Origin of the sequence: Bradyrhizobium sp. 2S1 (assembly GCF_011516625.5) — a bacterium.
In the GTDB taxonomy this organism is placed as follows: domain Bacteria; phylum Pseudomonadota; class Alphaproteobacteria; order Rhizobiales; family Xanthobacteraceae; genus Bradyrhizobium; species Bradyrhizobium septentrionale.
This window is the reverse complement of sequence record NZ_CP147717.1, coordinates 1,550,886-1,577,743: the sequence shown is the minus strand read 5'-3', so window position 1 is coordinate 1,577,743 and position 26,858 is coordinate 1,550,886. Positions and strand designations below refer to the sequence as shown.

Genomic DNA, 26,858 nt, shown 5'->3' with positions numbered 1-26,858 from the left:
CACAAGTGTTATTCTCGTTCGCTGACGTTCGCTGACGTTCGCTGACGTTCGCCAACGGACGCGATGCAATTCTCTCAAGGCTGAAACAGGGGTTCGATTCCCCTAGAGCATTTTCCGATCACGTTGCGTCGTAACCAGCCGCGACGAGATAATTTTGGCATTCCTCGGGTGAGAAGCGCTTGAGAGCGTTGGCGATTGCTTGCCAGAGATCGGGCATGGTGCGCGCTGCGGCGGCCCGCAACAGGGCTTTCAGTTTAGAGAAGGCCATTTCGATCGGGTTGAAGTCTGGACTGTAGGGCGGAAGATAGAGCAGGCTTGCTCCGACCGCCCGGATGGCCTCTCGAACGCCATGGACCTTGTGAGCGGGCAAGTTGTCCATGATAACGGTATCGCCCGGCCGCAGCGATGGGGCGAGCAATTGCTCGACGTAGGCCAGGAAAGCGTCGCCATCCATTGGACCGTCCAGAACAAGCGGCGCGATCAGACCGTCGGAGCGCAATCCAGCGGTGAATGTCGTCGTCTTCCAATGTCCGTGTGGGATAGCTGCACGACATCGCTCGCCGCGTGGCGAGCGGCCGTAAAGCCGCGCCATTTTGGTGTTGGCGCTGGTTTCGTCGATGAAGACGAGACGCTCAGGGTCAAGATCGATTTGCCCTTCGAACCACTCCTCACGCGCGGCATTTATATCGCCGCGCCGTTGCTCGGCGGCGTGCGCTGTCTTTTTTTAAGTGTGATCTTTCTGCGCTGGAAAAAACGCCAGAGCGACGCGATGCCAGTCGATATTCCACGACGTTTCAACAGTTCTCGCAACTCGGCGAGCGTGATATCCGGCTTCGCTGTCACTGCCTCCAGAATCAATTGCGAATGCGCTTCGATGCGCTGCGATTTGCGGTCACCGCCCTGGCGTTTAGGAACGATGTCGCCAACTTCCTTGAGGCGACCGCGCCAGCGGATCGCACTGGCCGCGCTGACACCAAAGCGCTCAGCAGCCTGTCGACAGGACATGCCACCGTCAATCGCGGCTATCACCCTTTGACGAAGATCAACCGAAAGCGCCCTGGCCATACATGCTGGCCTCCCTCGCCAGCATGCAGCTTGAATCTGACTCGCGCCGTTTTGGGAATCCCCACCCGATTCATTCCGGTCGGAAAATGCTCTAGGAGCCCGTCAGCAGGCTCAGGCTGCGTTTGCGAGGTTGAACAGCTTGAGGAGGTTATGGACGGTGCAGATCATTGTCCACTCGGCGCGCACTTTCTCGATGCCCCGCAACAGGAACTGGCGGAAGCCTCTTGCCTGTTTGATCTGCCCGAACACCGGCTCCACCACTTGCTTTCGCAATCGGTAGGGTGTTTCGAAGCCGCCATCGTCGATCTTCTTTCGCATGGCCTGTGTCAGCGGGCCGCCGACTTTTCCGTTCGCTACTGTCGGGTGCTTGGCGCGACCGGGCGCGACATAGCCATCGATGCTGCGTGTGTCGAGCGCTTCGAGATTGGCTTCGCTGCAGTAGCCGGAATCCGCTGAGGCCTGCCGCGGCTTGCGGCCAAGATTGCTCTCGATGGCCTCGATCAGGGGCACCAACTGGCCCTGATCGCTGCCGTGCTGGGTCAGTTCTTGCGCGACAATGATCTGGGCATGTGCATCGACGGCCGCCTGGGCATTATAGGCCTGAACGAAGCCATCCTTCGACTTCATGATGCGGCTTTCCGGATCGGTGAAGTTGCGTTGCGCCTTGGGATTGGGTTCCTCCGATGGCAGCGCCGCCGGTTTGCCCGGCTTCTTGCGGCCTTCGGCCTGGCGCTGCTGTTCCTTTTCGGCCTCGATGCGGCGCTCTTCCTCCGCCGCCAGTTTGGCGTCCGCTTCCAGCGCCGCCATCGCTTGCTGGATCTTCGCCAGCCGTTTCTGCTTGTCGACGGTCCAGTCCGGCAGTTCGTCGCTGTTGCCGAAAGTCTCATCCTCCGAGGCATCCGCCGCCTCGGCGGCCGCCAGCATGCGAGCGACCTCGGCCTTCAATTCCGCCTCGCGCTTCTTCATGCGCTCATAACTCATCGCCTTGTGTTTCGACGCGTTCGCCTTGATCTTCGTACCATCCAGCGCGACATGACCGAGCTTGACCAGCCCGGCCGTCTCGCACAACTTCAGAACCTGCACGAATAGCGCGCCGAGCGCCTTCAAATGTCGCTTGCGAAAGTCGCTGATCGTCCGAAAATCCGGCGCATCCAGCGCCACGATCATCACAAAATCGTTCCGCTCCCGGCAGGCCTTGGCAATCCGACGCGACGAATACAGCCCACTCGCATAGCTATGCAGCAGCAGCGCCACCATCATCCGCGGATCAAACGGCGGCTGCCCAAGCCCGCTCACATAGCTGCCCATGATCTCCCTGAGATCGAGGCTCTCCCGCACCAGATCAACCATAAACCGCGAGACATGGCCTTTCGGCACGAAGTCCTGCACATTCGGCGGCAGAAGCAGCGTCTGATCGATGTTCCAAGGCCGAAAATACTTGCTCATCGCCCAATGTTGAATCAGACCCGACCAGATTTGAACAGCGACTATCCAGACAAGCTCCTAGCCGCCGCAAATGCAGAACGCCCCTCAACCAGATGGAACTCTGCTATGGTTGAATTTCCCCGGACAGCCCTGCAAGAGCGGGGAGAGGGAGTAAGCGTTTTGCAATTTCCCGCGAAAGCGTTAGTTTTCGCGGCCTTTTTGGAGAAAGCCTGAAGAATGTCCGTGATTGATCTTGCTGCCAGCCCGAGCGACCTGCGGGCGCTCGCCGAACAATCCAACGCTTGGCCGTTCGAGCAGGCGAAAGCGATTGTGGCGCGGCTGAAGAAAAATCCGAAGGACGAGGTGCTGTTCGAGACCGGCTACGGCCCGTCGGGCCTGCCGCATATCGGCACGTTCGGCGAGGTCGCGCGCACCACGATGGTGCGCCACGCCTTCCGCGTGCTCACCGAGGACAAGATCAAGACCCGCCTGCTCGCCTTCTCCGACGACATGGACGGCCTGCGCAAGGTGCCTGACAATGTGCCAAACAAGGAGCTGCTCGAGCAGCACCTCGGTATGCCCTTGACCAAGGTGCCGGACCCGTTCGGCACCCATCCGAGCTTCGGCCAGCACAACAATGCGCGGCTGCGCGCCTTCCTCGACCAGTTCGGCTTCGACTACGAGTTCGCGAGCTCGACCGAATATTACACCTCGGGCCGGTTCGACGCCGCGCTGCTGCGCATGCTGGAGCGGATCGAGAAGGTGATGGCGATCATGCTGCCGTCGCTGCGCGAGGAGCGGGCGGCGAGCTACTCGCCGTTCCTGCCGATCTGTCCGCGCACCGGCCTCGTGCTCTACGTGCCGGTGACGGCGCACGACGCCAAGGCCGGCACGATCTCCTATGAGGATCCCGACACCAAGGAGAGCGTCACCGTTCCCGTCACCGGCGGCCGCTGCAAGCTGCAATGGAAGCCGGACTGGGCGATGCGCTGGTACGCGCTCGGCGTCGACTATGAAATGGCCGGCAAGGATCTGATCGACTCGGTCAAGCTGTCGGGCAAGATCTGCTCGGCGCTCGGTGGCACGCCGCCGGAAGGCTTTAACTACGAACTGTTCCTCGACGAGAAGGGCCAGAAGATCTCGAAGTCGAAGGGCAACGGGCTGACCATCGACGAATGGCTGCGCTACGCCTCGCCGGAATCGCTGTCGCTGTTCATGTACCGCGAGCCGAAGGCGGCGAAGCGGCTCTATTTCGACGTCATCCCGCGCAGTGTCGATGAGTACCAGCAGTTCCTTGACGGCTTCACGCGGCAGGAGGCGCGGCAGCAGTTGCAGAATCCGGTCTGGCACACCCATTCCGGCAAGCCGCCGCAGGCCGACATGCCCGTCACCTTCCAGCTCCTGCTGACGCTGGTGTCGTCGTCGAACGCGGAGAATGCCGAGACGTTGTGGGGCTTCATCGGCCGCTACCGGTCGGGCGTGACGCCGCAGACCCATCCCAAGCTCGATGCAATGGTCGGCTATGCCATCAACTACTATCGCGACTTCGTGGCGCCGACGAAGCAGTTCCGCGAGCCGACCGATGGCGAACGCGCCGCGCTGCAGGATCTGCGCGATGCGCTCGCCAACATGCCGGCGGATGCGACCGCGGAAGACATCCAGAACGTGGTCTATGAGATCGGCCGCCGCGAGCCGTTCCTCGACGTGGTGAAGAAGGGCAAGGACCGTCCCGGCGTCTCGCTCGACTGGTTCAACATGCTCTACCAGGTGCTGCTCGGCCAGGAGAAGGGCCCGCGCTTTGGCTCCTTCGTCGCGGTCTACGGCGTGCAGAACGCGGTCAACATGATCGACGGCGCGCTGGCGCGATCGTCGTAGATCGATGAGCTTTCACACCATGGTCGTCCCTGCCTAGTGCGCAATTGCGCACGGGAGCAGGGACCCATAACCACAGCTGCGAGACGGTAGCGTAGGCTGAGGCCCAAGCTCGTAACGTACGACCATTCGTGGTTATGGGTCCCGGCTCAAGGCCGGGACGACAGCGATGATTGCGGCCGCCACAGACGACAAGCCCGCAAAATGCGGATGGCTGATCCCCGGCAATTTCAGCCGAGGTTGCGCCGGATTGCGCTACACTCCGTCCCATAAAATGAGCACGGCCTCCGCCGAGAGGCCGGCACAGATGGGAGCATGCGGATGCAGTTCAGGGTTTCGCCGACATCGCTGCAGGACAGTTCGAGCGCCGAGGAATGGCAAGCGCGGGTCGATCTCGCGGCGGCGCACCGGCTCGCCTTCAACCACGGCTTTTCGGAAGGCATCTTCAACCATCTCACCTTGGTGGTGCCCGGCCGAACCGACCGCTACTATCAGATCCCGTTTGGCATGCATTGGTCGGAGGTCACTGCGTCATCCTTCATGGAGGTCGGCATCGACGATGCCGAGGTGAAGCGCGGCCAGGGCGAGGTCGAGCGTTCCTGTTATTGCATCCATGCGCCGATCCACAAGGCGCTGCCGCAGGCCAAGGCGGTATTCCACACCCACATGCCCTATGCGAGCGCGCTGACCCGGCTTGAGGATCCGCGCATCAAGGAGATCGGGCAGACCGAGGTCGGGCTGTCGGAGGCGATTGCCTATGACGATCTCTACACCGGCCCCGCGCTTGATCCCGAGGAAGGTGCGCGGCTCGCCAGGGTGATCGGCAACAAGACCATCCTGTTCATGGCCAATCACGGCATCTCGACCGTCGGCGCGACCGTCGCCGACGCCTATGACCGGCTCTATTACATCGAGCGCGCCGCGCAGGTGCAGATCTACGCGATGTGGACCCAGCAACCGCTCAAGCAATTGCCGCAGCATGTGGTCGAGAAGACCAAGCGCGATTTTCGCGACGACCATCTCTACAACGGCCCGACCCCGGCGCAGCGGCATTTCGATGCGTTGAAGCGGATGCTGGACCGCAAGGAGCCGGACTACGCGACGTAAGGGGCTCGGACGGCGCTACAACCTCCGCCGTCGTCCCGGCGAAGGCCGGGACCCATTACCACAGGATTGAGTTGTTAGAGCAGGCCGGGGCACCAGCCTGCTCAAACAGGGCGTGTGGTGGTTATGGGTCCCGGGTCGCGCTTCGCTTGCCCGGGACGACATCGGTATTGGTGGCGACGGACTCGCCAGCTACTGACTTGCCCACACGATGCGTGCGATCCACACCACCTCTTCGGCGTCGAGCATGCGGTCGGGGTGCTCCGGATTGAGCGACGCGAGTTCCAGCACCTTGGCGGTGCGGCGCCTCAATTCCTTCACCATCACCTCGCCGCCGGTCGTGCGCACCACGACGCGGTCGCCGCGGCGGATCGCGGTCGCGGGTGACACCACGATGATGTCACCTTCGCGATAGGCCGGTTTCATCGAGTCGCCCTCGATCTCCAGCGCATAGGCGTGCTCGTCGGTGGTGGCCGGCAGCGCCACTTCATCCCAGCCCTTGCCGGCGGGAAAACCGCTATCGTCGAAAAAGCCGCCGGCGCCGGCCTGGGCGAAGCCGATCAGAGGTACCGACTGGCCGCCGCGCGGGCCATCGCCGAGCAACTGCACGAAGGTCTCCATGCTGGCATTGCTCGCGGCCAGCGCCTTGGAGAGCGACTCGGTCGACGGCCAGCGCTCGCGCCCGTCGCCGGTCACGCGCTTCGACTTGTTGAAGGTGGTGGGGTCGAGGCCGGACTGCTTGGCAAGGCCGGACGGCGACAGGCCGGCGCGTTCGGCGAGCCGGTCGAGCGAAGCCCAGACCTGAGCGTGGGTCAGCGGTCGGGCGGCTTTGGGCTGTTTGGCCATCGAGGATGTCCCCGGGTGCAGTCCTAGGAATTATTGCCTGAAACTCGCGAATTTCGCAAATCTGCCGTGTTCTGTGTCCCGGCGCCGCTTGAGTTGCGCCGCCGCCGCCGATACGGTCCCTCGCTCGCCCGGTGGCGTCTGGGGCAAATCCCATCAAATCCGGATAAAACCCCAAGAGATTCAAGGACAAAAGGGAGCGCCGGCCCGTGCCTATGATCTACAAAATCACCCCCGCTTCGGCCTGGCGTGAGGCCGAGCGGCAGGGCGTGTACCGGGGCAGTGCGGACGACCAACGCGACGGCTTCATTCATTTTTCAACCGCCTCCCAGGTGGCCGAGACCGCGCGCAAGCACTACCACGGGCAAACCGGCCTGTTTCTGGTCGCGGTCGATGCCGAAGCGCTTGGCGACGACCTGCGCTGGGAGCGGTCGCGCAACGACGAGTTGTTCCCGCATCTCTATGGCGAGCTTGACCTCGGCGCAGTCATCGAAATCCTCGATCTGCGCGCGCGCTCCGACGGCGGCCACGACGTTCCGGAGCTCAAGCCGTGATCCATGCCTTCGACGCCTTCTCGCTGCCGCTGCTGCGCTGGTTCGATCCCGAAGATGCCCATCGCATGGCGATCCAGGGCCTGAAGCTGCTGCCGCCGATCCGGCAGCGGGCGGATGATCCCAAGCTCGCCGTGCGCGCCTTCGGGCTCAACTTTCCGAATCCGATCGGCATGGCGGCGGGTTTTGACAAGAGCGCGGAAGTGCCCGACGCGCTGCTGCGGCTCGGCTTCGGCTTTGTCGAGATCGGCTCGGTGACGCCGCAGCCGCAAGCGGGCAATCCGCGGCCGCGGCTGTTTCGCCTGGAGCGCGACGAGGCCGTGATCAACCGCATGGGCTTCAACAATGACGGCGCGGAGGCCGTGCTGCGACGGCTCGCCGCGCGGGCGGCCGGCGGCGGCATCATCGGGGTCAATGTCGGGGCCAACAAGGATTCGTCCGACCGTGTCGCCGACTACGTGAAGCTGATCGAGACGTTTGCCCCGGTCGCGAGCTATTTCACCGTCAACGTGTCCTCACCGAATACGCCGGGCCTGCGCAATCTGCAGCAATCGGCGGCGCTCGACGATTTGCTGGCGCGGGTTATCGATACCCGCGAGCGCGTGCGCAAGAACGCCGGCGATTCGCCGGTCCTGCTGAAGATCGCGCCGGATCTGAGTCTCGCCGAGCTCGACGACGTCGTGCACATCGCCCGCTCGCGGCGCGTCGACGGCATGATCGTCGCCAACACTACGCTGGCGCGTCCCTCGACCTTGCGCGAGGAGAACCGCGCCAAGGAGCAGGGCGGCCTGTCGGGCCGTCCGCTGTTCCGCCTGTCGACGCGGATGGTGGCGGAGACCTATGTCCGCGTCGAAGGCGCATTTCCGCTGATCGGCGTCGGCGGCATCGATTCCGGCGGCGCCGCGCTGACGAAAATTCGCGCCGGCGCCAGCCTGATCCAGCTCTATTCCTCGCTGGTCTACAAGGGCATCGGTCTGGTCGAGGACATCAAGCGCGACCTGTCCTCGACCCTGCTGCGCACCGGCCGCGACTCGCTGTCGGAAATCGTCGGCGCCGATGCCGCGACCATCACAGCCGAGGACTGGCCGGTGAGATAACGACTCTCTCGTGCCCCGGATGCAGTGCTGCGCGCCGCAGTTGCGGCGTGGTGCGCTGCTGGTCCGGGCCCATGGTTGACATAGGTCCCGGCTCTGCGGCGCGTCACTTCGTGCCGCACCGCGTCCGGGACACGAGAGGCTTAGCCGGGCTACGCAGCCTTGAACGTCTTCCTGAGCATCGCCGGATAGCGCAGGCCCTGCAGGCCGCCGCGTGCGACGTAGAAGCCGAGCAACGCGATCCACAGTCCGGTGTTGCCGAACGAGCTGAGTGCCCACCAGGCCGCAAGGAAGATCGCGAGCGAGGCCAGCATCAAATTGCGCATCTCGCGCGCCCAGGTGGCGCCGACATAGATGCCGTCGAAGCCGAACGCGAACACACCGAGAGCTGGCTCCGCAAATTCGGACAGTAGCTTGAGTGGATTTTCTGCCTGACAGCGGCGAGGATTCTTGCCGCGAATCAGGAGCGAAGATGACGAAGAAGAGCCGCCGGATGCATTCTCCGGCATTCAAGGCGAAGGTTGCTTTGGCTGCGGTCAAAGGCGACAAGACGCTGGCGGAGCTGGCGCAACTGTTTGATGTTCATCCGAACCAGATCACGATCTGGAAAAACCAGCTCCTGGAAGGCGCCGCCGGCGTGTTTGGGCATGACAAGGCGTCGGCCGAGACGCCGGTCGATTTGAAGGCGTTACATGCCAAGATCGGCGAGCTGGCGTTGGAAAACGATTTTTTGTCCGGCGCGCTCACCAAGGCGGGCCTGCTGAGCGCAAAGCGATGATCGACCGCGGTCATGATCTTTCTATCGTGCGCCAGGCGAAGGTCCTGAAGCTGGCTCGCAGCACGGTCTACTATGAACCTCGGCCAGTTTCGGCCGAGGACCTTGCCTTGATGCGTCGGCTCGATGAGCTGCATCTCGATTATCCCTTCGCGGGAGCGCGTATGCAGCGATCGTTGCTGCGGCGGGAGGGCGTATACGCCGGTCGCCGCCACATCGCGACGCTGATGAAGCGCATGGGGATCGAGGCGGTCTATCGTCGCCCGAACACGAGTAAGCCGGCACCGGGTCACAAGATCTACCCGTACCTGTTGCGCGGATTGAAGATCGAGCGGCCCGACCAGGCGTGGGCAATGGACATCACCTACATTCCGATGCGGCGTGGCTTCGTCTATCTCGCGGCGGTCGTCGATGTGTTCAGCCGACGGGTCCTGGCCCATCGCGTCTCGATCACAATGGAGGCGGCCTTCTGCGTCGAAGCGGTCCAGGAGGCGTTGGCGAAGCACGGCAGGCCCGAGATTTTCAACACGGACCAGGGCAGCCAGTTCACCAGCCTCGAGTTCACCGATGTGCTGCTGGACGCGAAGATCGCCATCAGCATGGACGGCAAGGGCGCCTGGCGCGACAACGTGTTTGTCGAGCGGCTCTGGCGCACGGTCAAATACGAAGAAGTTTATCTCCGCGCCTACGACAGCGTGTCCGAGGCGCGAGCGTCAATTGCCAAGTATCTGGCCTTCTACAATCAGGGACGCCCTCACTCGAGCCTTGACGGGCGCACGCCCGACGAGGCTTACTTCGGCACGCAAGCTATGGTGATGGCCGCATGACCGTCGCCGACGATTTTGTCGTCGCTCTGGTCGGGCTACGCCCTCCCGACGCAACGACAAAATCGTAAGGCCCCGCGTTCAGCATAACCCGGCAGGAATCCACTTAAATCCCGCGGGGCGCTGTCCAAACAACCGGCGCCAGCTCTCCGGGCAGAGGTGCCAGGATCACGAACACCAGGAAGTCGCGCGCATAGCGGCGCACGTCGTCGCTGGTCGTCATCAGATTGATCAGCGCAGGTCCGAACAGCGCAAACAGCACCGATACGACCAGCGCAAAGCCCAAACCCCACAGCAGCACCAGCCGGGTCGAATCGGCGAAACCTCGCGCATCGCGCGCGCCGAACGCGCAGCCGCACAGCTGGAGGGCGGCGTTGGCGAGCCCGTCGAGGAAGAAGGCGCTCACCAGCAGGAAATTGTTCAGCACCGAATTCGCCGCCAGCGTCACGTCGCCTTCGCGCGCGCCCTTGGCGGTGAAGAACAGGAACACGATGATCAGCGCCGCGGTGCGGACCATGATGTCGCGGTTCACCGCCAGCATGCGCATCAGCTTGGTGCGATCGAACAGCGTGGCCGCGGGAACAGCGAAGCCGCTCTCGGCGATCCGCCAGGCCGCGACGATGCCGGCTGCAAAGCCTGTACCCTCGGCCAGCACGGCGGCGATCGCGGCGCCCGCGATGCCGGCGCCGTAGACCTGCACCAGCAGCACGGTGGCGGCCACGTTGATGAGATTGACCACGATCTGTAGGACGAGCGCGAGATTGGCGCGCGCCTGCCCGACCAGCCAGCCGAGGATGACGTAATTGGCCAGCGCCAGCGGCGCAGACCAGATCCGGATCATGAAATAGGTCTTGGCCGCGTGCGTGACGCCCTCGCTGCCGCCCATCAGCTGGAACGTGACCGTGGCGAGCGGCACCTGCAGCGCGATCAGCGCAGCCCCGATCAGGCCGGCGACGATGAAGCCGCGCACCAGGATCGCGGCATATTCCTTGATCTCGCCGGCGCCCTGCGCCTGCGCGGTAAAGGCCAGCGTGCTCATGCGCAGGAAGGCGAACAGCCAGAACAGGCAGTCGAAGATCACCGAGGCCATCGCCACGCCACCGAGCAATGCGGCATCGTCGAGCCGGCCGATCGCGGTGGTCGAGACGATGCCGATCAGCGGCGTGGTCAGGTTGGCGACCATCGCGGGTCCGGCGATGGCGAATACCTGGCGCGTCGTGATCTTTGGGTGGATGGGTGCGTGCATGGCTACAGTTGCGAGGAATATACGTTTCTATCGCGTCAACCGCCGCGCGGCCATGCTGGAATTGTTCTCAGCGCAATGCGGTGGCGAGGGGGCTGGGCAACGGACAAAGCAGACGTATGATCAGAACTCGACCACCATGCCGTCGTGTGCCGCCGTGTAGGGCAGGTCGCCGACGCGGCCGAGCATGTCGTCGCTCATGTGGGTCAGCACCACGCGCTTGGCGTTGATGGCGGGCAGATGCGCTTCCAGCGTTTTCAGGCTGAGATGGTTCTTGACCAATTTGTCGTAAGTATAGGCCTCGGCGATGAAGAGGTCGGCATCCTGTGCGGCCGGGATCAGCGCGTCGGTCCACTCGGTGTCGGCACTGTAGCTGATGATCCGGCCTTCCGCCTCGATCCGATAGGCGAGGTGCGGCCCGCCGGATTCGCCATGCACGACCGGGTAGGGCGTCACCGTCACCTCGCCAAAACTGCGCCGCTCCTGCGGTACGAGCGAGACGACGGACAGATCGAAGCGTTGTTTGGTTTTGGAGGAATGCTCGAACATCACCTCCATCACCGCAGGCAATTTCGTTTCGATGCCCTCAGGCCCGGCGATCACGAGCGGCCGTGCGCGGCGGGAGAACTGTGCATCGAGCAGGAAGAACGGCAGGCCGGCAAAATGATCGCCGTGAAAATGCGTGATCAGGATCAGGTCGATCGCCTCGCAGTCGATCTCGAGCCGCTTCAACGCCGGGAGCGACGAGGCGCCGCAGTCGATCAGGAAATTGGCGCGCCCGCCGCTGACATGGAAACAGGTGTTGAAGCGGCCTCCGGAGCCGAATGCATCGCCGCAGCCGACAAATCGCAATTGCATCGGCTGCGAGCTCCTTGGGATCAGCGGCCGCGCGGCGCGCCGAATAGCCGCGACAATAGCCAGATCGGGATCACGATCACGGCGCCAAGCAGGAAGTAGCGCCAGGCCCAGTTGATCGCATCGAAGCCGAAATCCCAGATGGTCTGGAACAGCCTGCGGACGCTGTTGAGAATATTCCAGGGATCGAGGCCGATCGCGGCGAGCACGACGCCGACCAGGATCGAAAGCAGGATCAGCCGGAACGCCACCGCGAGCGGCGATCCGCCGAGAAAGCGGTACAGGCCGTCACTCCGGCCGGCCGGCAAGTCCCGGATGTTGTCTGGCATCTCTGTCTCCTGGCGGAATCGCCCGCGTATTATAGGTCACGGCGCAGCACATGGGAAACCCGCTGGCTGCGATCAATGGTTGCCCCGCAACTGCGGAATTAATTCGCTGTCATGGTCATTAACAACCGTTCAAGTGTCTCCAGGCGGTCGGCTTCGCCAGGCTTCTTGTCCCAGCGCAGGCGGCTGATCCGGGGAAAGCGCATCGCGACACCGGATTTGTGACGCGGCGAGCGCTGCAAGCCCTCGAACGCGACTTCGAGCACCAGCCCCTGATCCGGTTCATGCACGACATGCCGCACCGGACCGAACTTCTCGGTGGTGTTGCGGCGGACGAAGCGGTCGATCTGCAGCAGCTCCTCGTCGGTGAAGCCGAAATAGGCCTTGCCCACCGGAACGAGCTCGTCGCCGCTATCGCCACGGGTCCAGACCCCGAACGTGTAGTCGGAATAATAGGACGAGCGCTTGCCATGGCCGCGCTGGGCATACATCAGCACCGCGTCGATGATGTGCGGATCGCGCTTCCACTTCCACCACGGGCCTTTCGGCCGTCCGGGCAGATAGGGCGCGTCGCGCCGCTTCAGCATCACGCCTTCGACCGCATCGGCATCGTCGCCGGCGCCGGCGCTTTTCGGATCGGCGCGCGCCGCGGCCAGCTCTTCCCAGCTCGCGAACGGAACGGTCGGCGACAGGTCGATACGCGGATCGTTCAGCTTGGCGACGAATCTTTCGAGATGCGCGCGGCGCTCGGTGAAGGGCAGCTCGCGCAGATCGTTCTCGTCGTCGCTGAGCAGGTCGTAGGCGCGCAGATGGATCGGAAACTCCTTGATCAGCTTCGGCGAAACCACCTTCCGGTTCAGCCGCTGCTGCAGCACGTTGAAGGTCTGCACGCGGTTTTCGCGCAGCACCAGCAGTTCTCCGTCGATTGCACCGGGCAGATGCAGCGACGGGACGAGGTCGGGGAAGCTGCCGGTGATGTCCTCACCGCTGCGCGAATAGAGCCGCGCCTGGATGTGACCGCGCGCATCGCGGCCGGCGACAGCCTGCACGCGGATGCCGTCCCACTTCCATTCCGCGCTGAAATCGGCGGCGTCGAGATTGGCGAAATCCGCATCCTCGATCGCATGCGCCAGCATCACTGGACGGAACGGCGTCGGGTCGCGGTTGACAGGCTTGTCGCCGCGGCCCTCAAGCCAGGCGAACAGGTCGAGATAGGGCGGCGACAGGCCGGGCCACATCAGCTCGATCTCGTGCGGATCCTTAGTCCCGAGCGCAGCCGCGGCGGTCTTCGCCAGCCGCGCCGAGATCCCGATCCGCATCGCGCCGGTGACGAGTTTTAGCAGCGCCCAGCGCCCGGTCTCGTCGAGCTCGTCCAGCCAGCGCGCCAGCTGCGCCGGCAATTCAGCCTTGCCGAGCGTGCGCAGCGTGGTGACGACATCAGTCAGCGTCGGCGGAGGCGGGTTGTTGTGGAGGCTGGACTTGCGGCCTTCTTCACCTATCCCGCTTGCGGGGGAGGTCGGATCGGCGGACGGCGCGCCAGCGCGGTCGGCCGATCCGGGTGGGGGCTTTCTCCGCTTGTCGATCGCGTGGAGAGACCCCCACCCCGACCCTCCCCCGCAAGCGGGAGAGGGGGAAGCCTTCGGCCACATCAGCGCGACGGTCTCGGAGAGATCGCCGACGTAATCATAGGAGTAGTCGAACAGCACCGGGTCCGCGCGTTCGGTGATCAAATCGCGGATCAATCCCGGCTTGGCGTGCTTGAACGACAGCGCACCGGTCAGCGCCGCCAGCGCGTAGCCGCGGTCGGGGTCCTCGGTCTCGCGGAAATAGGCGACCAGCAGCTTGATCTTGTTGTTGCGGCCGGGCTCGTAGGCGAGGCGATCGAGCAGTTGGGCAAAGCGATTCATGTTTCGGCCTCGCCGGCGGGCTGGGCCTCGCCGGTGACCGCCGCCGTGTCGCCCTCATCCTCGTCGCCATAGCCGACCAGATCGAGCGGCCGCGCGGCAAGGCCCTTGCTCTTGCACCAATGCACCAGCGCGTCTTCCTGGCCGTGGGTGACCCAGATCTCGCCGGCGCCGGTCGCGGCGATCGTCGCCGTCAGCCCGTCCCAGTCGGCATGATCTGATATCACCAGCGGCAGCTCGATGCCGCCCTGCCGGGCCCGGGCGCGCACGCGCATCCAGCCCGACGCAAAGGCCGTGACCGGATCGGGAAAGCGCCGGGTCCAGACGTCGGATGTCGCGCTCGGCGGCGCCAGCGTGATGGTGCCGGCCAGCTCGGCCTTCTTCATGCCGCGCGCCGGCCGGAGCTCGCCGAGTGCAATGCCGCGCTCTTGATAATAGTACGTGATCTTCTCCATCGCGCCGTGCAGATAGATCGGCGCGTCGTAACCGGCCTCGCGCAGCAGCGCGATCACACGCTGCGCCTTACCCAGCGAATAGGCGCCGACCAGGTGCGCGCGCTCCGGAAACAGTTTGACCGATGCCAGCAGCTTGTTCACTTCGCCGGCCGCATCGCCATGGCGGAACACCGGCAGGCCAAAGGTCGCCTCCGATATGAAGACGTCGCACGGCACGAGCTCGAACGGCACGCAGGTCGGATCGCGCGCATCCTTGTAGTCGCCGGAGGCGACGATACGGGTGTCCTTGCAGGTGACGGATATCTGGGCGGAGCCCAGCACGTGGCCGGCGGGATGAAACGTCACCGTGACGTCGTCCAGCCTGATCTCCTCGCCGTAGGCGACGGCCTGCGCAGAGCCGGCGAAATTCTCGCCATAGCGCAGCCGCATCATGTCGAGCGTTTCCCGGGTCGCGAGCACCGCGCCATGACCGGGGCGCGCATGGTCGGAATGGCCATGCGTGATCAAGGCACGTTCGACCGGCCTGACAGGATCGATGTGGAAGCCGCCGGGCTTGCAGCAAAGCCCGGCCGGGACGGGCATGAGGATGTCTTGCGGGCGCATTGCCCCTATATAGGCGCTTCATCCGTGATGTTTAGCCGTCATGCGCGGGCTTGACCCGCGCGTCCATCTCCGGAAAGAGTCGGTGCTTTGATGGATGGCCGTAACAGGCCAGATCGGTTCCTTAAGACAAGATCGGTTCGTTAAGAAGAGAATGGCCCCCCGCCTGTTTCTGTCCTCCGGCGACCTCGTCGCCGACCGCCGCTACGAGTTCGCGCGCGACCTGCAATTGAAGGGCGATCTGCCGGCTGCCGCCGAGCTGCTCGAACAGGCGATCGAGCTGGTGCCGAAATTCCCGTCCGCCTGGTACACGCTCGGCAAGATCCGCCTCGAGCTCGGCCAGCGCGATGCCGCGATCGCAGCCTTCCGCGCCGCGCGCGACGCCGATCCCGAAGACCGCCATGGCGCCGGCCTGCATTTGATGCAGCTCGGCGTCGAGGCCGTCAGTGCGATGCCGCCGGGCTATGTGCAGACGTTGTTCGATCAATATGCGCCGCGCTTCGAGGCCGCGCTGGTCGGCGACCTCGGCTATCGCGGCCCGGCGCTGCTGTTCAAGGCCGTGCTGTCGGTGCGCGCGAGCGCGAAGAAGCCGGCCTTCTTCAAGCGCGCGATCGATCTCGGCTGCGGCACGGGCCTGGCCGCAGGCGCATTCGCGGAGCATGTCGACCGCTTCATCGGCATCGACCTGTCGCCGCGCATGATCGACAAGGCGCGCGCCACGGGTCTCTATGCCGAGCTCGAGGTCGACGACATGCTCAACGGCATTTCCGGCAAGCCGGACGCCAGCGCCGAATTGATCCTGGCCGCGGATGCGATGGTCTATGTCGCCGATCTCGCGCCGCTGCTGGCCGAGGCCGCACGCGTCCTGGTGTCAGGCGGCGTGCTTGCCTTCACGACGGAGACCCATGACGGCGAGGGCGTCGTCATCGGCGAGGGGCTGCGCTACGCCCACAGCACGCCCTACGTGCGCGCCTCCGTCGCCGCTGCGGGGCTGACGCTGGCTCTGCTCGACGATCTCTCGGCGCGCAATGAAGACAACATCCCGGCGCCCGGACTCGTCGCCGTCGCCGTCAAGCCGTGACGCTTTCTTACCCTCTCCCCTTGTGGGAGAGGGTGGCTTCGATGCGGTAGCATCGAAGCCGGGTGAGGGGTCTCTATCCGCGGATGCAGACCCCTCATCCGGCGCGGACGCTGTCCGCGCCACCTTCTCCCACAAGGGGAGAAGGGAAGAGCCGTCCGCGTTGTGTGCTCAAACTTGAGTCTACACGCTACGCATTTGCCGTGACGCGGCATTGCGCCGCAAAGCGGTGACTTCGCGCTTGCCCGGCGCAGGGCGGAATGCGAGAGCTTTTCGCCTCAGGGAGAGAAGCAATGAAAAAACATACTCGGCGCGAGTTTGGTGCCACTGCATTGTCTGTCATCGCAGCGTCCGTGCTGCCCGCGCCGTTCGTCCGTGCCGCGGACAAGAAATACGATCCGGGTGCGAGCGACACCGAGATCAAGCTCGGTCAGACCGTGCCGCATTCCGGCCCCGGCTCGCTCTATGGCGTGCTCGGCCGCGTCGGCGAAGCCTATTTCCAGATGCTGAACGACAAGGGCGGCATCAACGGCCGCAAGGTGAAATTCCTCACCATGGACGACGCCTACAGCGCGCCGAAATGCGTCGAGGCGACGCGCCGCCTGGTCGAGCAGGAGGAGGTGCTGGCGCTGTACGGTTCGCTCGGCACCGCGCCGCAGACCTCCGTGCACAAATACCTCAATTCCAAGGGCGTGCCGCAGCTGTTGCTCAATACCGGCGCCTCGAAGTGGAACGACCCGAAGAATTTCAAATGGACCATGGCGGGCCTGCCGCTCTATCCGACCGAAGCGCGCATCCTTGCAAAACACGTCGTCAGCGTGAAGCCGAACGCCAAGATCGGCATCCTCTACCAGAACGACGTTTTCGGCCGCGACTTCCTCGGTCCGTTCAAGAAGGTGCTGGCCGATGCCGGCGGCACCGCGCAGGTGATCATGGAGCAGACCTACGATCTCACCGATCCGACGGTCGATTCCCAGCTGATCAATCTCTCGAAGTCGGGCGCCGACGTGTTCTACAACATCACCACCGGCAAGGCGACGTCGCAATCGATCCGCAAGGTGGCGGAGCTCGGCTGGAAGCCGCTGCAGCTGCTGTCGGCCGGCTCGACGGCCGCTCGATCCTGAGCGCGGCCGGTTTCGAGAACGCCAAGGACATCGTCGCAATCCGTTACGCCAAGGAAGCAGGACCGGGCCGCTGGGAGAAGGACCCCGACTCGATGGCGTTCGAGGATCTGCGCAAGAAATATCTGCCCAACATCGATCCCGACAACACCATCGCCTTCGCCGGTTACGGCCAGGTGGCTACGATGGCGGAGATCCTTCGCCGCTGCGGCGACGAGCTCACCCGCGCCAACGTGCTGAAGCACGCCACCACGCTCGCCGGCTTCCACTCGCCCTTCTTCCTTGACGGCGTCAATTACAGCTACACGCCTGACGACTACACGCCGATGAAGACGCTCTATATCTCGATCTTCAACGGCAAGGACTGGGACATCTCCGACAAGCCCGTGGTGGAGTAGGGGGCGGGCGCGCTCTCTCGCTGTTCCTCAACCTCGCCCCGCTTGCGGGGAGAGGTCGGATCGCATCGAAGATGCGATCCGGGTGAGGGGGTACAGGTCTCACCGCGCTCGGCACTCGCGGAAGCAGCCCCTCACCCCAACCCTCTCCCCGTAAGAACGGGGAGAGGGAGCGGACACAGCTCGCCCCTTGCCACTTGCTGCCATCCCCGCTCCGCCCTCGACGAAACCGCCTGAACCACCTACCTCTTGGGCGTGTCGACGCTCGATCTCTTTTCCGTCACGCCGTCGGAAACGGCCGATCTCTTGCCGCGCCGGTTTCGCGACTGGTTTGCCTCACGCGGCTGGTCGCCGCGCGAGCATCAGCTCGCGCTGCTGGCGAAAGCGCGCGAGGCGCGCTCCGCGCTGCTGATCGCGCCTACGGGCGCGGGCAAGACCCTGGCCGGGTTCCTGCCGACGCTGGTGGAGTTGAGCGGGGAAGCGCCTAGCGGCCGTGATTTTGGTCACCTCCCCCTGAAAGGGGGAGGTCGGCGCGCTCCGGCGCGCGGGAGCGCTGCCGAGCGCGACGGGTGGGGGGCAGCCGCAGGCACCGAACGAGCGGCTGACCCCCACCCCAACCCTCCCCCTTTCAGGGGGAGGGAGCCTGACGACCTTGTAAGCGGAGAAGGAACCGCATCGGCGAGATCGCGCCCCAGCCTCATCTCCACCGGCCGCGGCGTTCGCCGCTCCGCCGGCTTGCACACGCTCTACATCTCGCCGTTGAAAGCGCTCGCGGTCGACATCGCGCGCAATCTGGAGACGCCGGTTGCCGAGATGGGGCTGCCGATCAGGATCGAGACCCGCACCGGCGACACGCCGGTGTCGCGGCGGCAGCGGCAGCGGCGCTATCCGCCGGATATTCTGCTCACCACGCCCGAGCAACTCGCGCTGCTGCTGGCGTCCGACGACGCACCTTTTCTGTTCTCCTCGCTGAAGCGCATCGTGCTCGACGAGCTGCATGCGCTGGTCACCTCCAAGCGCGGCGATCTGCTGTCGCTCGGGTTGGCGCGGCTCTGGACCATCGCGCCGCAGGCGCGCGCCATCGGCCTCTCGGCCACGGTGGCCGAACCGGAGCAGCTGGCGCGCTTCCTGGTGCCGCAGCCCCGCGGCGCGAGCGTGTCCGCCGACGTCGTTATCGCCGGCGGCGCCGCGCCGCCGGTGGTCGAGATGCTCGACACGCGCGAGCGGCTGCCATGGTCGGGCCACAGCGCGCGCCACGCGCTGCCCGAGGTCTATGAGCTGATCAAGCGCAACAAGACCACGCTGGTGTTCGTCAACACCCGCAGCCAGGCCGAGATGCTGTTCCAGGATCTCTGGCGCATGAATGACGACGGACTCGCAATCGCGCTGCATCACGGCTCGCTCGACGTCGCGCAGCGCCGCAAGGTCGAGGATGCGATGGCCGCCGGCCGGTTGCGCGGCGTGGTCTGCACCTCGTCGCTCGACCTCGGCGTCGACTGGGGCGATGTCGACCTCGTCATCAATATCGGTGCGCCCAAAGGCTCGTCGCGGCTGATGCAGCGCATCGGCCGCGCCAACCACCGCTTCGACGAGGCCTCGCGCGCCGTGCTGGTGCCGGCCAACCGGTTCGAGGTGCTGGAATGCCGTGTCGCGATCGATGCCATCGCCGAGAATGCGCAGGACACGCCGCCGCTGCGCTCCGGCGCGCTCGACGTGCTCGCCCAGCACGTGCTCGGCTGCGCCTGCGGCAAACCGTTTCTGTCCGATGAGCTCTACGATGAGGTCAGGACCGCGGCGCCTTATGCATCGCTGGCGCGCACCGATTTCGACGATGTGGTCGACTTTGTCGCGACCGGCGGCTATGCGCTCAAAACCTACGAGCGTTTCGCGCGGATCAAGCAGGACAAGCAAGGCCGCTGGCGCGTCACCAACCCCAAGGTCCGGCAGAGCTACCGGCTCAACGTCGGCACCATCGTCGAGGAGACGATGCTGAAGGTGCGGCTGGTGCGTTCGCGCGCCGGCGGTAGCGGTTCGACTGGCGCGATCGCCCGCGGCGGCCGCATGCTGGGCGAGATCGAGGAAGTGTTCATCGAAGGCCTCGTGTCCGGCGACACGTTCGTGTTCGGCGGCGAGGTGGTGCGCTACGAGGCGCTGGTCGAGGACCAGGTCTATGTCTCCCGCGCCAATGACAAGGATGCAAAAGTGCCGTCCTATATGGGCGGCAAGTTCCCGCTCTCGACCTATCTCGCCGAGCGCGAGCGCAAATTGCTCGACAATATCAGCGCCTGGAACGCGCTGCCGGATCAGGTGCACGACTGGCTGTCGCTGCAGCGAAAGTTCTCCCGCGTCCCGGCGGCGCGCGAGTTGCTCGTGGAAACCTTTCCGCGCGGCGGCAGCCATTATCTGGTCTGCTATCCGTTCGAGGGCCGGCTCGCGCACCAGACGCTCGGCATGCTGCTGACGCGCCGGCTGGAGCGCGCCCGCGCCCGTCCGCTCGGCTTCGTCGCCAACGAATACGCGGTCGCGGTCTGGGGCGTCGGCGATCTCTCCTTCATGATCCGGCAGGGCAAGCTCGACCTCAACGCGCTGTTCGATCCCGATATGCTCGGCGACGATCTCGAGGCGTGGCTCGCGGAATCCGCGCTGATGAAGCGCACCTTCCGCAACTGCGCCATCATCTCCGGCCTGATCGCGCGCCGTTTCACCGACGAGGAGAAGTCGCGCCGCCAGGTGCTGTTCTCGACCGACCTGATCTACGACGTGCTGCGCAAGCACCAGGCCGACCACGTGCTGCTGCGCGCCGCGCGCGGCGATGCCGCCACAGGGTTGCTCGATCTCCGCCGCCTCAGCGACATGCTTTCGCGCATCCGTGGCCGAATCACCCACAAGGCGCTCGATCGCGTTTCCCCGCTTGCCGTTCCCGCACTGCTGGAAATTGGCCGCGAGTCAGTTTATGGCGAAGCATCCGACGAGCTTCTGGCCGAGGCGGCCGAGGAACTCGTGCGGGAGGCGACGACATAACGCAGGGGAACGGACGTGACGGCAAGCGCGCAGGTTTTGCGAGACGGTGACGAGATGCGCGTTTCGAGGGTCACGGTGGCGGATATCGGCTTCGTGGCGGATTTCTCCGGCGCGCTGTTCTGGGAACAGCAAAGCCTGCTCGTGGTGTCCGACCTGCATCTGGAAAAAGGCTCGAGCTTCGCTGCCCGCGGCGTGCTACTGCCGCCCTACGACACGGTCGCGACGCTGAGCCGGCTTGCCGCGGTGATCGCGCGGCACGATCCGCGGCAGGTGATCGCCCTCGGCGACAGCTTTCACGATCGCGATGCACATGCGCGCCTGTCGGGTACGGATCGCGAGGCGCTCGCGGCGCTGCAGGTGCGGCGCAACTGGATCTGGATCTCGGGCAACCACGATCCGGCGCTGCCGTCCAATCTCGGCGGCGTGGTCGCGACCGAAGTCGCGATCGGCCCGATCGTGTTCCGCCATGAGCCGACGGGCGCGAGCGGCGAGATCGCCGGCCATCTGCATCCCAAGGCCCGGGTGCCGACCCGGGGCCGCTCGATCGAGCGGCGGTGTTTCGCCTCCGACGGCGAGCGCGCGGTGATGCCGGCCTTCGGCGCCTACACCGGCGGCCTGAGCATCCGCGACGCGGCGTTCGCACGGATTTTCGGATCGCCCGGCTTCATGGCCCACGTGCTCGGCGACAACCGCGTGTATGCGTTCGCGGCGTCACGGTGTTATTGACCACTCAACGCGCCAAACCATCCCCGTCATCCTGAGGTGCGAGCCTCTTCGGCGAGCCTCGAAGGATCGACGGCCACCAGCTGGGCCGTGCATCCTTCGAGGCTCGCTGCGCGAGCACCTCAGGATGACGGGGTGAAAAGCGTTGCCGCAACTCAAGCCGCCTTCGCCTGCACGCTCTCGCAATACTCCGCGAGCCTGTCCGCCAGCCGCAGCGTCGCGGGGCTGGCGTCGGGGGCTGCGACAAGCGCGACCTCGGTCCGCTCGATCGGCGCAAAGCCTTCCTTCGCGGTCAGCACGCGATGCTCGGCCTGGATCGACATCTCCGAGAGGATGCTGAGCCCAAGGCCGGCGGCGACCGCGGCCTGGATGCCGGCGAGGCTCGAGGAGGTGTAGGCCATGTGCCAGTTGCGGCCAGCGCTCTCCAGCGCGTGGATGGCGCGGGCGCGATAGAGACAGCCGGAGGCGAAGCCGATCAGCGGCACCGAGCCGGGCGTGATGTGGCGCGGATGGCTCTTGCTGGTGACCCAGTGCACGCGTTCCGGCCACACCGCGATGCCGCCCTTCTCATCGGCGGCGCGCTTGATCAGCGCGAGATCGAGATCGCCGCGCTCCAGATCGCGGTACAGGAACAGGCTCTGGCCGGAGCGCACGTCGAGCCGCAAATTCGGATGGCTGCGCGAGAAGGTCGCGAGCAATTTTGTCAGCCGATAGGCGGCAAAATCCTCGGTGATGCCGATCCGGATCGCGCCTTCGCTGCCCGGACGCGACACCACATCACGCGCCTCTTCGGCCAGCGACAGCAGCCGCCGCGCATAGCTCAACAGCCGTTCGCCGGCCTCCGTCGGGGTGACATCCTTGCCGCTGCGAATCAGCAAGGGCTGGCCGACGTCCTCCTCCAGGCGCTTGATCTGCTGACTGACAGTCGATTGCGTACGGTGGACGCGCTCGCCGGCGCGGGTGAAGCCGCCGGCATCGACCACCGAGACGAAACTGCGCAGCAGCTCCAGATCGAGCATCGCAGCCTCCATTAAGAAATCCACTGGATGTCAGTTTATCATTTAATTTCCAAATATCAAGGCGCGGGCCTAGCCCGTCTTATTCGTCAGAGTGCGCCTGAGAGGCTGGCGAGCGTGGTGTAAAGCGCTGATGCGGCGTAGGATTCGGTTGCAAAGCCAACCCCATCACCTTCAGCCGCGAACACCAGGCCCGCCATGACCGATGATACGATTCTGCCCTTCTCGTTTCCAGCCGTTCACGCCAAGAAAGTCACAGCTGCCTTCGATGGCGGTCGGCTGACCTCGAACGGGGGCGTGATGCTTCTGGCGATGGCCGAGCGGCGTCTCGGCTTGGCCGACAATTTGGCCCGGGTGTTCCCGGATCGGCGCGATCCGACGCGGGTCGTGCACAGCCTTGTCGATATGTTCCGCGCGCGCATGTTCGCGATCTGCTGCGGCTACGAGGACGCCGACGACCTCGATCATCTGCGGTCCGATCCCGCATTCAAGCTGGCCTGCGGACGGCTGCCGGACACGGGTCGCGATCTGTGTTCCCAACCGACGCTGTCGCGGCTGGAGAATGCTCCGCGCCTGCGCGACGTGATCCGACTGACCTACACTTTGGTCGACGCATGGATGGATAGCTACCCGCGCGAGCCGGCATCCGTCACGCTCGACATCGATGATACCTGCGATGTCGTCCACGGCCATCAGCAGCTCTCGCTGTTCAACGCTCATTATGACGAACGCTGCTTCCTGCCGATCCACGTCTACGACACGGAGAAGAGCCGGCCCGTGGCGGTCGTGCTGCGGCCCGGCAAGACGCCGGGCGGCGTCGAGGTGCGGGCCCACCTGCGCCGCCTGATACGGCATATCCGGACGCGGTGGCACAACACGCGAATCACGTTCCGTGGCGACGGGCACTATGCCCGGCCGGAGGCAATGGCGTGGTGCGAGACCAACGGCATCGACTACATCTTCGGTCTGTCCGGCACCAAGCCGCTCGCCAGAAAACTCGACGAGGCCGCCGACGACATCCGCACGCGACGCGCCATCGAGAACCTGCCGGTTCTGCGTGGCTATACCGAGACGCGCCACAAGGCCAAGTCCTGGGATCGCGAACGGCGTACCGTCGCCCGTATTGAGGCGACGATGCTCGGCCTCGACATCCGTTTCGTCGTCACCAGCCTCGATGTCGGCTCGGCCGAGTGGATCTACGACAGCCTGTATTGCGCGCGCGGCCAAGCCGAGAATCTGATCAAGCTGCATAAGACACAGCTCGCCTCCGATCGCACCAGCTGCCGTTCGGCGCTCGCCAATCAAGTCCGCCTCGTTCTCCACACCGCCGCTTATTGGCTGATGCTGACCGTGCGCGACGCGATTCCCAAAGCCCGGGAATTGGCCACAGCCGAGTTCGCGACGCTGCGTCTTCGTCTCTTGAAACTCGCTGCCCGTGTCGTCGAGACCACGAGCCGCATTCGCCTTGCGTTTGCCGCGGCATGTCCCGAAGCCGACCTGATCCGCGGCTTGCCAAGCGCGCTGCTGCCGCTCGGTCCTTGACCGGCGGGGCGTCCGCCCCCCGTTCGCCCAACCTACACCTCAAGCGCGTTGCAAAGTACCGGTCGTCAGGCGGTGAAAAGCCGAAGGCAATCCCGCGCGCCTCGTCAGAGCAGATGTGCGGCCACATCAATCGGACTAAAAAAACGCACTCTCACGAATAGGACGGGCTAGATCATGGGCGAAGGAGATACTCCCATGTCCGCCGCAACCTCGTTGGCCGCCCCCCGCACCCGCTTCAACACCCTGCCGCTGCTGATCGCGCTGTTTTGCCTGCTCTGGAGCTATGCCTTCGTGGCCGGCAAGATCGGCGTCACCGATTGCCCGCCGCTGATCCTGCTCGCCGCGCGGTTTTCGCTCGCCGGCGTCCTGATCCTTGCCGTCTCCTGGCTGCACAGCGACAGATCGGACCTCACCTGGCGCGACGCCGCGGTGTTTGCCGTGATCGGCGTCGCCAACAACGCACTGTATCTCGGCCTTGGCTATACCGGCCTGAAGACGGTCTCCGCCGGGCTCGGCGCACTGATCGTCTCGGCCAATCCGGTATTCACCGCGATGCTGGCGGCGATGTTCCTCGGCGAGAGCATGACCTTGCGCAAGGTCGTGGGCCTCGTGCTCGGCATCGTCGGTGTCGCCTTCATCGTCTGGCATCGCTTGAAGGTCGGCACCGACAGCCCGCACGGCATCCTGTTCACCTTGGCCTCGCTCGCCTCGATCGTCGCCGGCACCATGTTGTTTAAGCTGCTGGCGCCGAAGGGCAGTCTGTGGATCGGCAACGGCATTCAGAACATCGCCGGCGGGCTCGCGGTGATGCCGTTCGCCTTCACGCTCTCCAGCATCAGTGACATCGTGCCAAGCATGCGGCTCGCCGGCGCCTTCGCCTTCCTGGTGCTCGGCGGCTCGATCCTCGCCTATCTGCTCTGGTTTCATCTCCTGAAGGTGTGTGGCGCGACCGCCGCCAGCGCCTATCACTTCCTGATGCCGCCGCTCGGCATGCTGTTCGCCTACCTCGTGCTCGGAGAGCATGTCGAATTTCGCGACCTGCTCGGGATCGTTCCGGTCGCGCTCGGCATCTACCTGGTGACCCGCCCCGCCGCATCGCCCAAGAGCATCGCCACGCTACGGCCATAGCGCCCCAGTTTCATCGGAGGAACCCTGTGGTATCCGGTTCGTTGTCGCGACGGCCGGAACCGCATGACACAAGAGATCACCTCGCGAAAACATCACGACAAGTCGGGCAGCGCGCCGGCAGGGAAAGCTCCGCGCCAGCCGTTCAGCGTCCGCAATGTCGTGAAGTCGCTCGGCCCCGGCCTGATCACCGGGGCCTCCGACGACGACCCGTCGGGGATCGGCACCTACAGCCAGGCCGGCGCGCAACTCGGCTACGGCATCGGCTGGACCATGCTGCTGACCTTTCCGTTGATGACCGCGATCCAGGAGATTTCCGCGCGGGTCGGCCGCGTCACCGGGCACGGCATCTCGGGCAATGTCTGCCGGCATTATCCGCCCTGGCTGCTGATCATCGTGGTGACGCTGCTGTTCATCGCCAACACCGTCAACATCGCGGCCGACCTCTCGGCCATGGCGGATGCGACAAAGCTCCTGATCGGCGGCCCGGCCATCCTCTATGTCGTGCTGTTCGGCGTGACCTCGGTGGCCGCGCAGATCTTCATGAACTACCGGCGCTACGTCGCCGTCTTGAAATGGCTCACGCTCTCGCTGTTCGCCTATGTTGCGGCGCTCGCGTTTGCCAAGGTGTCGTGGACAGAGGCCTTGGCCGGCGTGCTGGTGCCGCGCATCACCTGGAGCGCGGACTATTTCACGACCATTGTCGCGATCTTCGGCACGACGATCTCGCCTTATCTGTTCTTCTGGCAGGCCTCGCAGGAGGCAGAGGACCAGCGGGTCGACGTCACCAAGCATCCATTGATCGAGAAGCACTACGGCGCCCGGAAGGAGTTTTCCCGCATCCGCGCCGATACCATCACCGGCATGGCGTTCTCCAATTTGATCGCACTATCGATCATCGTCACCGCTGCCGCGTCGCTGCATGCCGCCGGCAAGACCGACATCCAGACCTCGGCGCAGGCCGCCGAGGCGTTGCGCCCGATCGCCGGGCCATTTGCCGAGGTCATCTTCGCACTCGGCATCGTCGGCACCGGCCTTCTGGCAATCCCGGTGCTGGCGGGTGCGACGGCGTACGCGGTCGGCGAAGGATGGCGATGGCCGGTCGGGCTGGCACGCAAGCCGAGCGAGGCAGCTGCGTTCTATTCGGTCCTGGCATTTTCGGGCGCGATCGGGATCGCGCTCAACTTCACCCCGATCAACCCGATCTCGGCGCTGTACTGGAGCGCGGTCGTCAACGGCGTGCTGGCGGTGCCGGTCATGGTGTTGTTGATGTTCATGGCCAGCCGCAACGACGTGATGGGCCGCTTCGTGATCGGCGGGTGGCTCTACCGGCTCGGCTGGCTCTCGACCGGCGCGATGGCGCTCAGCGTGATCGCGATGGGCGTCGGGCTGCTTCTATGATCCCTGCGGTCAGAACAGCGACGTATCGATCTTGGTCGTCGATTTGACCTTCCGCAGGATGATGGTGGTGCGGTAGCTCGCGATATCGGTGTCGCGATGCATGAGGCGGTCGAGAATGAACGATTGATAGCATGCGAGGTCGGAAGACACGACCCGGAGCGAGTAATCCCAATCGCCGGCGATCATGCAGCATTCGACGACCTCCTGAAGGCCGGTCACCTTCTTCTCGAAGCGCTCGAAGGATTCCCTGGTCTGCTGCTTGAGGCGGACTTCGACGATCACGTCGAACCCGAGCCCGATCCTGGCAGGGTCCACCAGCGCCACATAGGAGCGGATGACGCCGGCCTCTTCGAGCGTCCGGACACGTCTCATGCAGGGGGCGGACGAGAGGCCGATCTGTTCGGCCAGCTCGAGATTGGTGATGCGCCCCTCGACCTGCAGCACGTCGAGGATTTTCCGGTCGATCTCGTCAAGCACGATCGTGGTTCCCATTTCTTTCG

General features: G+C 64.7%; 21 protein-coding genes and 2 pseudogenes. 12 read left to right on the top strand and 11 right to left on the bottom strand.

Translation table 11 applies throughout. The annotated features are described in order from the left end of the window. Nucleotides 1–118: 118 nt before the first annotated feature. Nucleotides 119–1,065 (bottom strand): IS630 family transposase gene (locus HAP54_RS07595; protein ID WP_166293531.1). Its coding sequence is split into 2 segments (ribosomal slippage): nucleotides 119–726 and nucleotides 726–1,065, totalling 948 coding nucleotides; the frame shifts between segments, so codons are not numbered across the junction. Between the two features lie 111 nt (nucleotides 1,066–1,176). After that, on the bottom strand, nucleotides 1,177–2,511 hold the full coding sequence (locus tag HAP54_RS07590) for an IS1182 family transposase (RefSeq protein ID WP_166202952.1): 1,335 nt from the start codon (nucleotides 2,509–2,511) through the stop codon (nucleotides 1,177–1,179). A 216-nt stretch (nucleotides 2,512–2,727) separates the two neighbouring features. Here HAP54_RS07590 and HAP54_RS07585 point away from each other — a divergent pair, with 216 nt between their 5' ends. Both HAP54_RS07585 and HAP54_RS07580 read left to right on the top strand, forming a co-directional pair. Beyond that, nucleotides 2,728–4,365 (top strand): lysine--tRNA ligase, encoded by a 1,638-nt coding sequence (locus HAP54_RS07585; protein WP_166299284.1) that lies wholly within the window; start codon nucleotides 2,728–2,730, stop codon nucleotides 4,363–4,365. A gap of 318 nt (nucleotides 4,366–4,683) precedes the next feature. After that, nucleotides 4,684–5,469 (top strand): class II aldolase/adducin family protein, encoded by a 786-nt coding sequence (locus HAP54_RS07580; RefSeq protein ID WP_224741343.1) that lies wholly within the window; start codon nucleotides 4,684–4,686, stop codon nucleotides 5,467–5,469. 189 nt (nucleotides 5,470–5,658) lie between these two features. Here HAP54_RS07580 and HAP54_RS07575 read toward each other — a convergent pair whose 3' ends face one another. Further along, the gene (locus HAP54_RS07575) at nucleotides 5,659–6,312 is read right to left on the bottom strand and encodes a S24 family peptidase (protein ID WP_166299282.1); all 654 of its coding nucleotides are present in this window, start codon (nucleotides 6,310–6,312) and stop codon (nucleotides 5,659–5,661) included. Nucleotides 6,313–6,518: 206 nt separating this feature from the next. Between HAP54_RS07575 and HAP54_RS07570 the strand changes: the two genes are divergently transcribed. Together HAP54_RS07570 and HAP54_RS07565 are read left to right on the top strand one after the other, a co-directional pair. Further along, nucleotides 6,519–6,863, top strand: a complete 345-nt coding sequence (locus HAP54_RS07570; protein WP_166299281.1) for a DUF952 domain-containing protein — start codon at nucleotides 6,519–6,521, stop codon at nucleotides 6,861–6,863. Continuing rightward, nucleotides 6,860–7,957: a quinone-dependent dihydroorotate dehydrogenase gene (locus HAP54_RS07565; RefSeq protein WP_166299280.1), complete on the top strand. Its 1,098-nt coding sequence runs from the start codon at nucleotides 6,860–6,862 to the stop codon at nucleotides 7,955–7,957. The genes HAP54_RS07570 and HAP54_RS07565 overlap by 4 nt, the downstream gene beginning before the upstream one ends. A 149-nt stretch (nucleotides 7,958–8,106) precedes the next feature. Here HAP54_RS07565 and HAP54_RS07560 read toward each other — a convergent pair. Next, a pseudogene (locus HAP54_RS07560) lies at nucleotides 8,107–8,346 on the bottom strand (MATE family efflux transporter); the annotation flags it as partial. A gap of 80 nt (nucleotides 8,347–8,426) precedes the next feature. Between HAP54_RS07560 and HAP54_RS07555 the strand changes: the two are divergent. Further along, nucleotides 8,427–9,556 (top strand): IS3-like element ISRj2 family transposase gene (locus tag HAP54_RS07555; protein ID WP_166204126.1). Its coding sequence is split into 2 segments (ribosomal slippage): nucleotides 8,427–8,679 and nucleotides 8,679–9,556, totalling 1,131 coding nucleotides; the frame shifts between segments, so codons are not numbered across the junction. A 103-nt stretch (nucleotides 9,557–9,659) separates the two neighbouring features. Here HAP54_RS07555 and HAP54_RS07550 read toward each other — a convergent pair. From HAP54_RS07550 to HAP54_RS07530, 5 genes are all read right to left on the bottom strand, one after another. Then, entirely contained in the window at nucleotides 9,660–10,799 is a 1,140-nt protein-coding gene (locus tag HAP54_RS07550) for an MATE family efflux transporter (protein ID WP_224741344.1), read from the bottom strand. Between the two features lie 120 nt (nucleotides 10,800–10,919). Beyond that, nucleotides 10,920–11,654, bottom strand: coding sequence for an MBL fold metallo-hydrolase (locus HAP54_RS07545; protein WP_166299279.1), 735 nt, complete (start codon nucleotides 11,652–11,654; stop codon nucleotides 10,920–10,922). A gap of 20 nt (nucleotides 11,655–11,674) precedes the next feature. Then, nucleotides 11,675–11,980, bottom strand: a complete 306-nt coding sequence (locus tag HAP54_RS07540; RefSeq protein ID WP_166299278.1) for a DUF6460 domain-containing protein — start codon at nucleotides 11,978–11,980, stop codon at nucleotides 11,675–11,677. 98 nt (nucleotides 11,981–12,078) lie between these two features. Continuing rightward, the gene (locus tag HAP54_RS07535) at nucleotides 12,079–13,884 is read right to left on the bottom strand and encodes an ATP-dependent DNA ligase (RefSeq protein ID WP_166299277.1); all 1,806 of its coding nucleotides are present in this window, start codon (nucleotides 13,882–13,884) and stop codon (nucleotides 12,079–12,081) included. Continuing rightward, nucleotides 13,881–14,939 carry a ligase-associated DNA damage response exonuclease gene (locus HAP54_RS07530; RefSeq protein ID WP_166299276.1) on the bottom strand — a complete coding sequence of 353 codons (1,059 nt, stop codon included), beginning with the start codon at nucleotides 14,937–14,939 and terminating at the stop codon, nucleotides 13,881–13,883. The genes HAP54_RS07535 and HAP54_RS07530 overlap by 4 nt, the downstream gene beginning before the upstream one ends. A gap of 151 nt (nucleotides 14,940–15,090) precedes the next feature. On the opposite strand from HAP54_RS07530, the gene HAP54_RS07525 reads away from it, so the two are divergent. The 4 genes and pseudogenes from HAP54_RS07525 to pdeM all read left to right on the top strand — a co-directional run bounded on the left by HAP54_RS07525 (nucleotide 15,091) and on the right by pdeM (nucleotide 21,277). Further along, nucleotides 15,091–16,017, top strand: coding sequence for a methyltransferase domain-containing protein (locus HAP54_RS07525; protein ID WP_166299275.1), 927 nt, complete (start codon nucleotides 15,091–15,093; stop codon nucleotides 16,015–16,017). A gap of 290 nt (nucleotides 16,018–16,307) precedes the next feature. Further along, nucleotides 16,308–17,533, top strand: a pseudogene (locus HAP54_RS07520) (ABC transporter substrate-binding protein). A 252-nt stretch (nucleotides 17,534–17,785) separates the two neighbouring features. Further along, on the top strand, nucleotides 17,786–20,551 hold the full coding sequence (locus HAP54_RS07515) for a ligase-associated DNA damage response DEXH box helicase (protein ID WP_166307549.1): 2,766 nt from the start codon (nucleotides 17,786–17,788) through the stop codon (nucleotides 20,549–20,551). A gap of 54 nt (nucleotides 20,552–20,605) precedes the next feature. Then, nucleotides 20,606–21,277, top strand: a complete 672-nt coding sequence (pdeM, locus tag HAP54_RS07510; RefSeq protein WP_166299274.1) for a ligase-associated DNA damage response endonuclease PdeM — start codon at nucleotides 20,606–20,608, stop codon at nucleotides 21,275–21,277. A 152-nt stretch (nucleotides 21,278–21,429) separates the two neighbouring features. On the opposite strand, the gene HAP54_RS07505 is transcribed toward pdeM, so the two are convergent. Next, nucleotides 21,430–22,293, bottom strand: coding sequence for a LysR family transcriptional regulator (locus tag HAP54_RS07505; RefSeq protein ID WP_166299273.1), 864 nt, complete (start codon nucleotides 22,291–22,293; stop codon nucleotides 21,430–21,432). 195 nt (nucleotides 22,294–22,488) lie between these two features. Here HAP54_RS07505 and HAP54_RS07500 point away from each other — a divergent pair, with 195 nt between their 5' ends. The 3 genes from HAP54_RS07500 (at nucleotide 22,489) to HAP54_RS07490 (ending at nucleotide 26,358) form a co-directional block, all read left to right on the top strand. Next, a complete protein-coding gene (locus HAP54_RS07500) occupies nucleotides 22,489–23,832 on the top strand; it encodes an IS1380-like element ISBdi2 family transposase (protein ID WP_166295177.1) in 1,344 nt (447 codons plus the stop codon). Nucleotides 23,833–24,027: 195 nt separating this feature from the next. Next, nucleotides 24,028–24,960, top strand: coding sequence for a DMT family transporter (locus tag HAP54_RS07495; protein WP_166299272.1), 933 nt, complete (start codon nucleotides 24,028–24,030; stop codon nucleotides 24,958–24,960). Nucleotides 24,961–25,023: 63 nt separating this feature from the next. Continuing rightward, a complete protein-coding gene (locus HAP54_RS07490; RefSeq protein WP_166299271.1) occupies nucleotides 25,024–26,358 on the top strand; it encodes an NRAMP family divalent metal transporter in 1,335 nt (444 codons plus the stop codon). A 9-nt stretch (nucleotides 26,359–26,367) separates the two neighbouring features. Here the strand turns inward: HAP54_RS07490 and HAP54_RS07485 are convergent, their stop codons facing one another. Further along, a complete protein-coding gene (locus HAP54_RS07485; RefSeq protein WP_166299270.1) occupies nucleotides 26,368–26,850 on the bottom strand; it encodes an Lrp/AsnC family transcriptional regulator in 483 nt (160 codons plus the stop codon). Between the last annotated feature and the right edge of the window lie 8 nt (nucleotides 26,851–26,858).

Excerpts from the sequence above, each read along its gene's own strand:
- HAP54_RS07540 (WP_166299278.1), bottom strand. The coding sequence starts at position 11,980 with ATGCCAGACAACATCCGGGACTTGCCGGCCGGCCGGAGTGACGGCCTG.
- HAP54_RS07545 (WP_166299279.1), bottom strand. The coding sequence starts at position 11,654 with ATGCAATTGCGATTTGTCGGCTGCGGCGATGCATTCGGCTCCGGAGGC.
- HAP54_RS07485 (WP_166299270.1), bottom strand. The coding sequence starts at position 26,850 with ATGGGAACCACGATCGTGCTTGACGAGATCGACCGGAAAATCCTCGAC.
- HAP54_RS07585 (WP_166299284.1), top strand. The coding sequence starts at position 2,728 with ATGTCCGTGATTGATCTTGCTGCCAGCCCGAGCGACCTGCGGGCGCTC.
- HAP54_RS07575 (WP_166299282.1), bottom strand. The coding sequence starts at position 6,312 with ATGGCCAAACAGCCCAAAGCCGCCCGACCGCTGACCCACGCTCAGGTC.
- HAP54_RS07495 (WP_166299272.1), top strand. The coding sequence starts at position 24,028 with ATGTCCGCCGCAACCTCGTTGGCCGCCCCCCGCACCCGCTTCAACACC.
- HAP54_RS07505 (WP_166299273.1), bottom strand. The coding sequence starts at position 22,293 with ATGCTCGATCTGGAGCTGCTGCGCAGTTTCGTCTCGGTGGTCGATGCC.
- HAP54_RS07530 (WP_166299276.1), bottom strand. The coding sequence starts at position 14,939 with ATGCGCCCGCAAGACATCCTCATGCCCGTCCCGGCCGGGCTTTGCTGC.
- HAP54_RS07580 (WP_224741343.1), top strand. The coding sequence starts at position 4,684 with ATGCAGTTCAGGGTTTCGCCGACATCGCTGCAGGACAGTTCGAGCGCC.
- HAP54_RS07535 (WP_166299277.1), bottom strand. The coding sequence starts at position 13,884 with ATGAATCGCTTTGCCCAACTGCTCGATCGCCTCGCCTACGAGCCCGGC.
- pdeM (WP_166299274.1), top strand. The coding sequence starts at position 20,606 with ATGCGCGTTTCGAGGGTCACGGTGGCGGATATCGGCTTCGTGGCGGAT.
- HAP54_RS07590 (WP_166202952.1), bottom strand. The coding sequence starts at position 2,511 with ATGAGCAAGTATTTTCGGCCTTGGAACATCGATCAGACGCTGCTTCTG.
- HAP54_RS07550 (WP_224741344.1), bottom strand. The coding sequence starts at position 10,799 with ATGCACGCACCCATCCACCCAAAGATCACGACGCGCCAGGTATTCGCC.
- HAP54_RS07500 (WP_166295177.1), top strand. The coding sequence starts at position 22,489 with ATGACCGATGATACGATTCTGCCCTTCTCGTTTCCAGCCGTTCACGCC.
- HAP54_RS07525 (WP_166299275.1), top strand. The coding sequence starts at position 15,091 with ATGGCCCCCCGCCTGTTTCTGTCCTCCGGCGACCTCGTCGCCGACCGC.
- HAP54_RS07490 (WP_166299271.1), top strand. The coding sequence starts at position 25,024 with ATGACACAAGAGATCACCTCGCGAAAACATCACGACAAGTCGGGCAGC.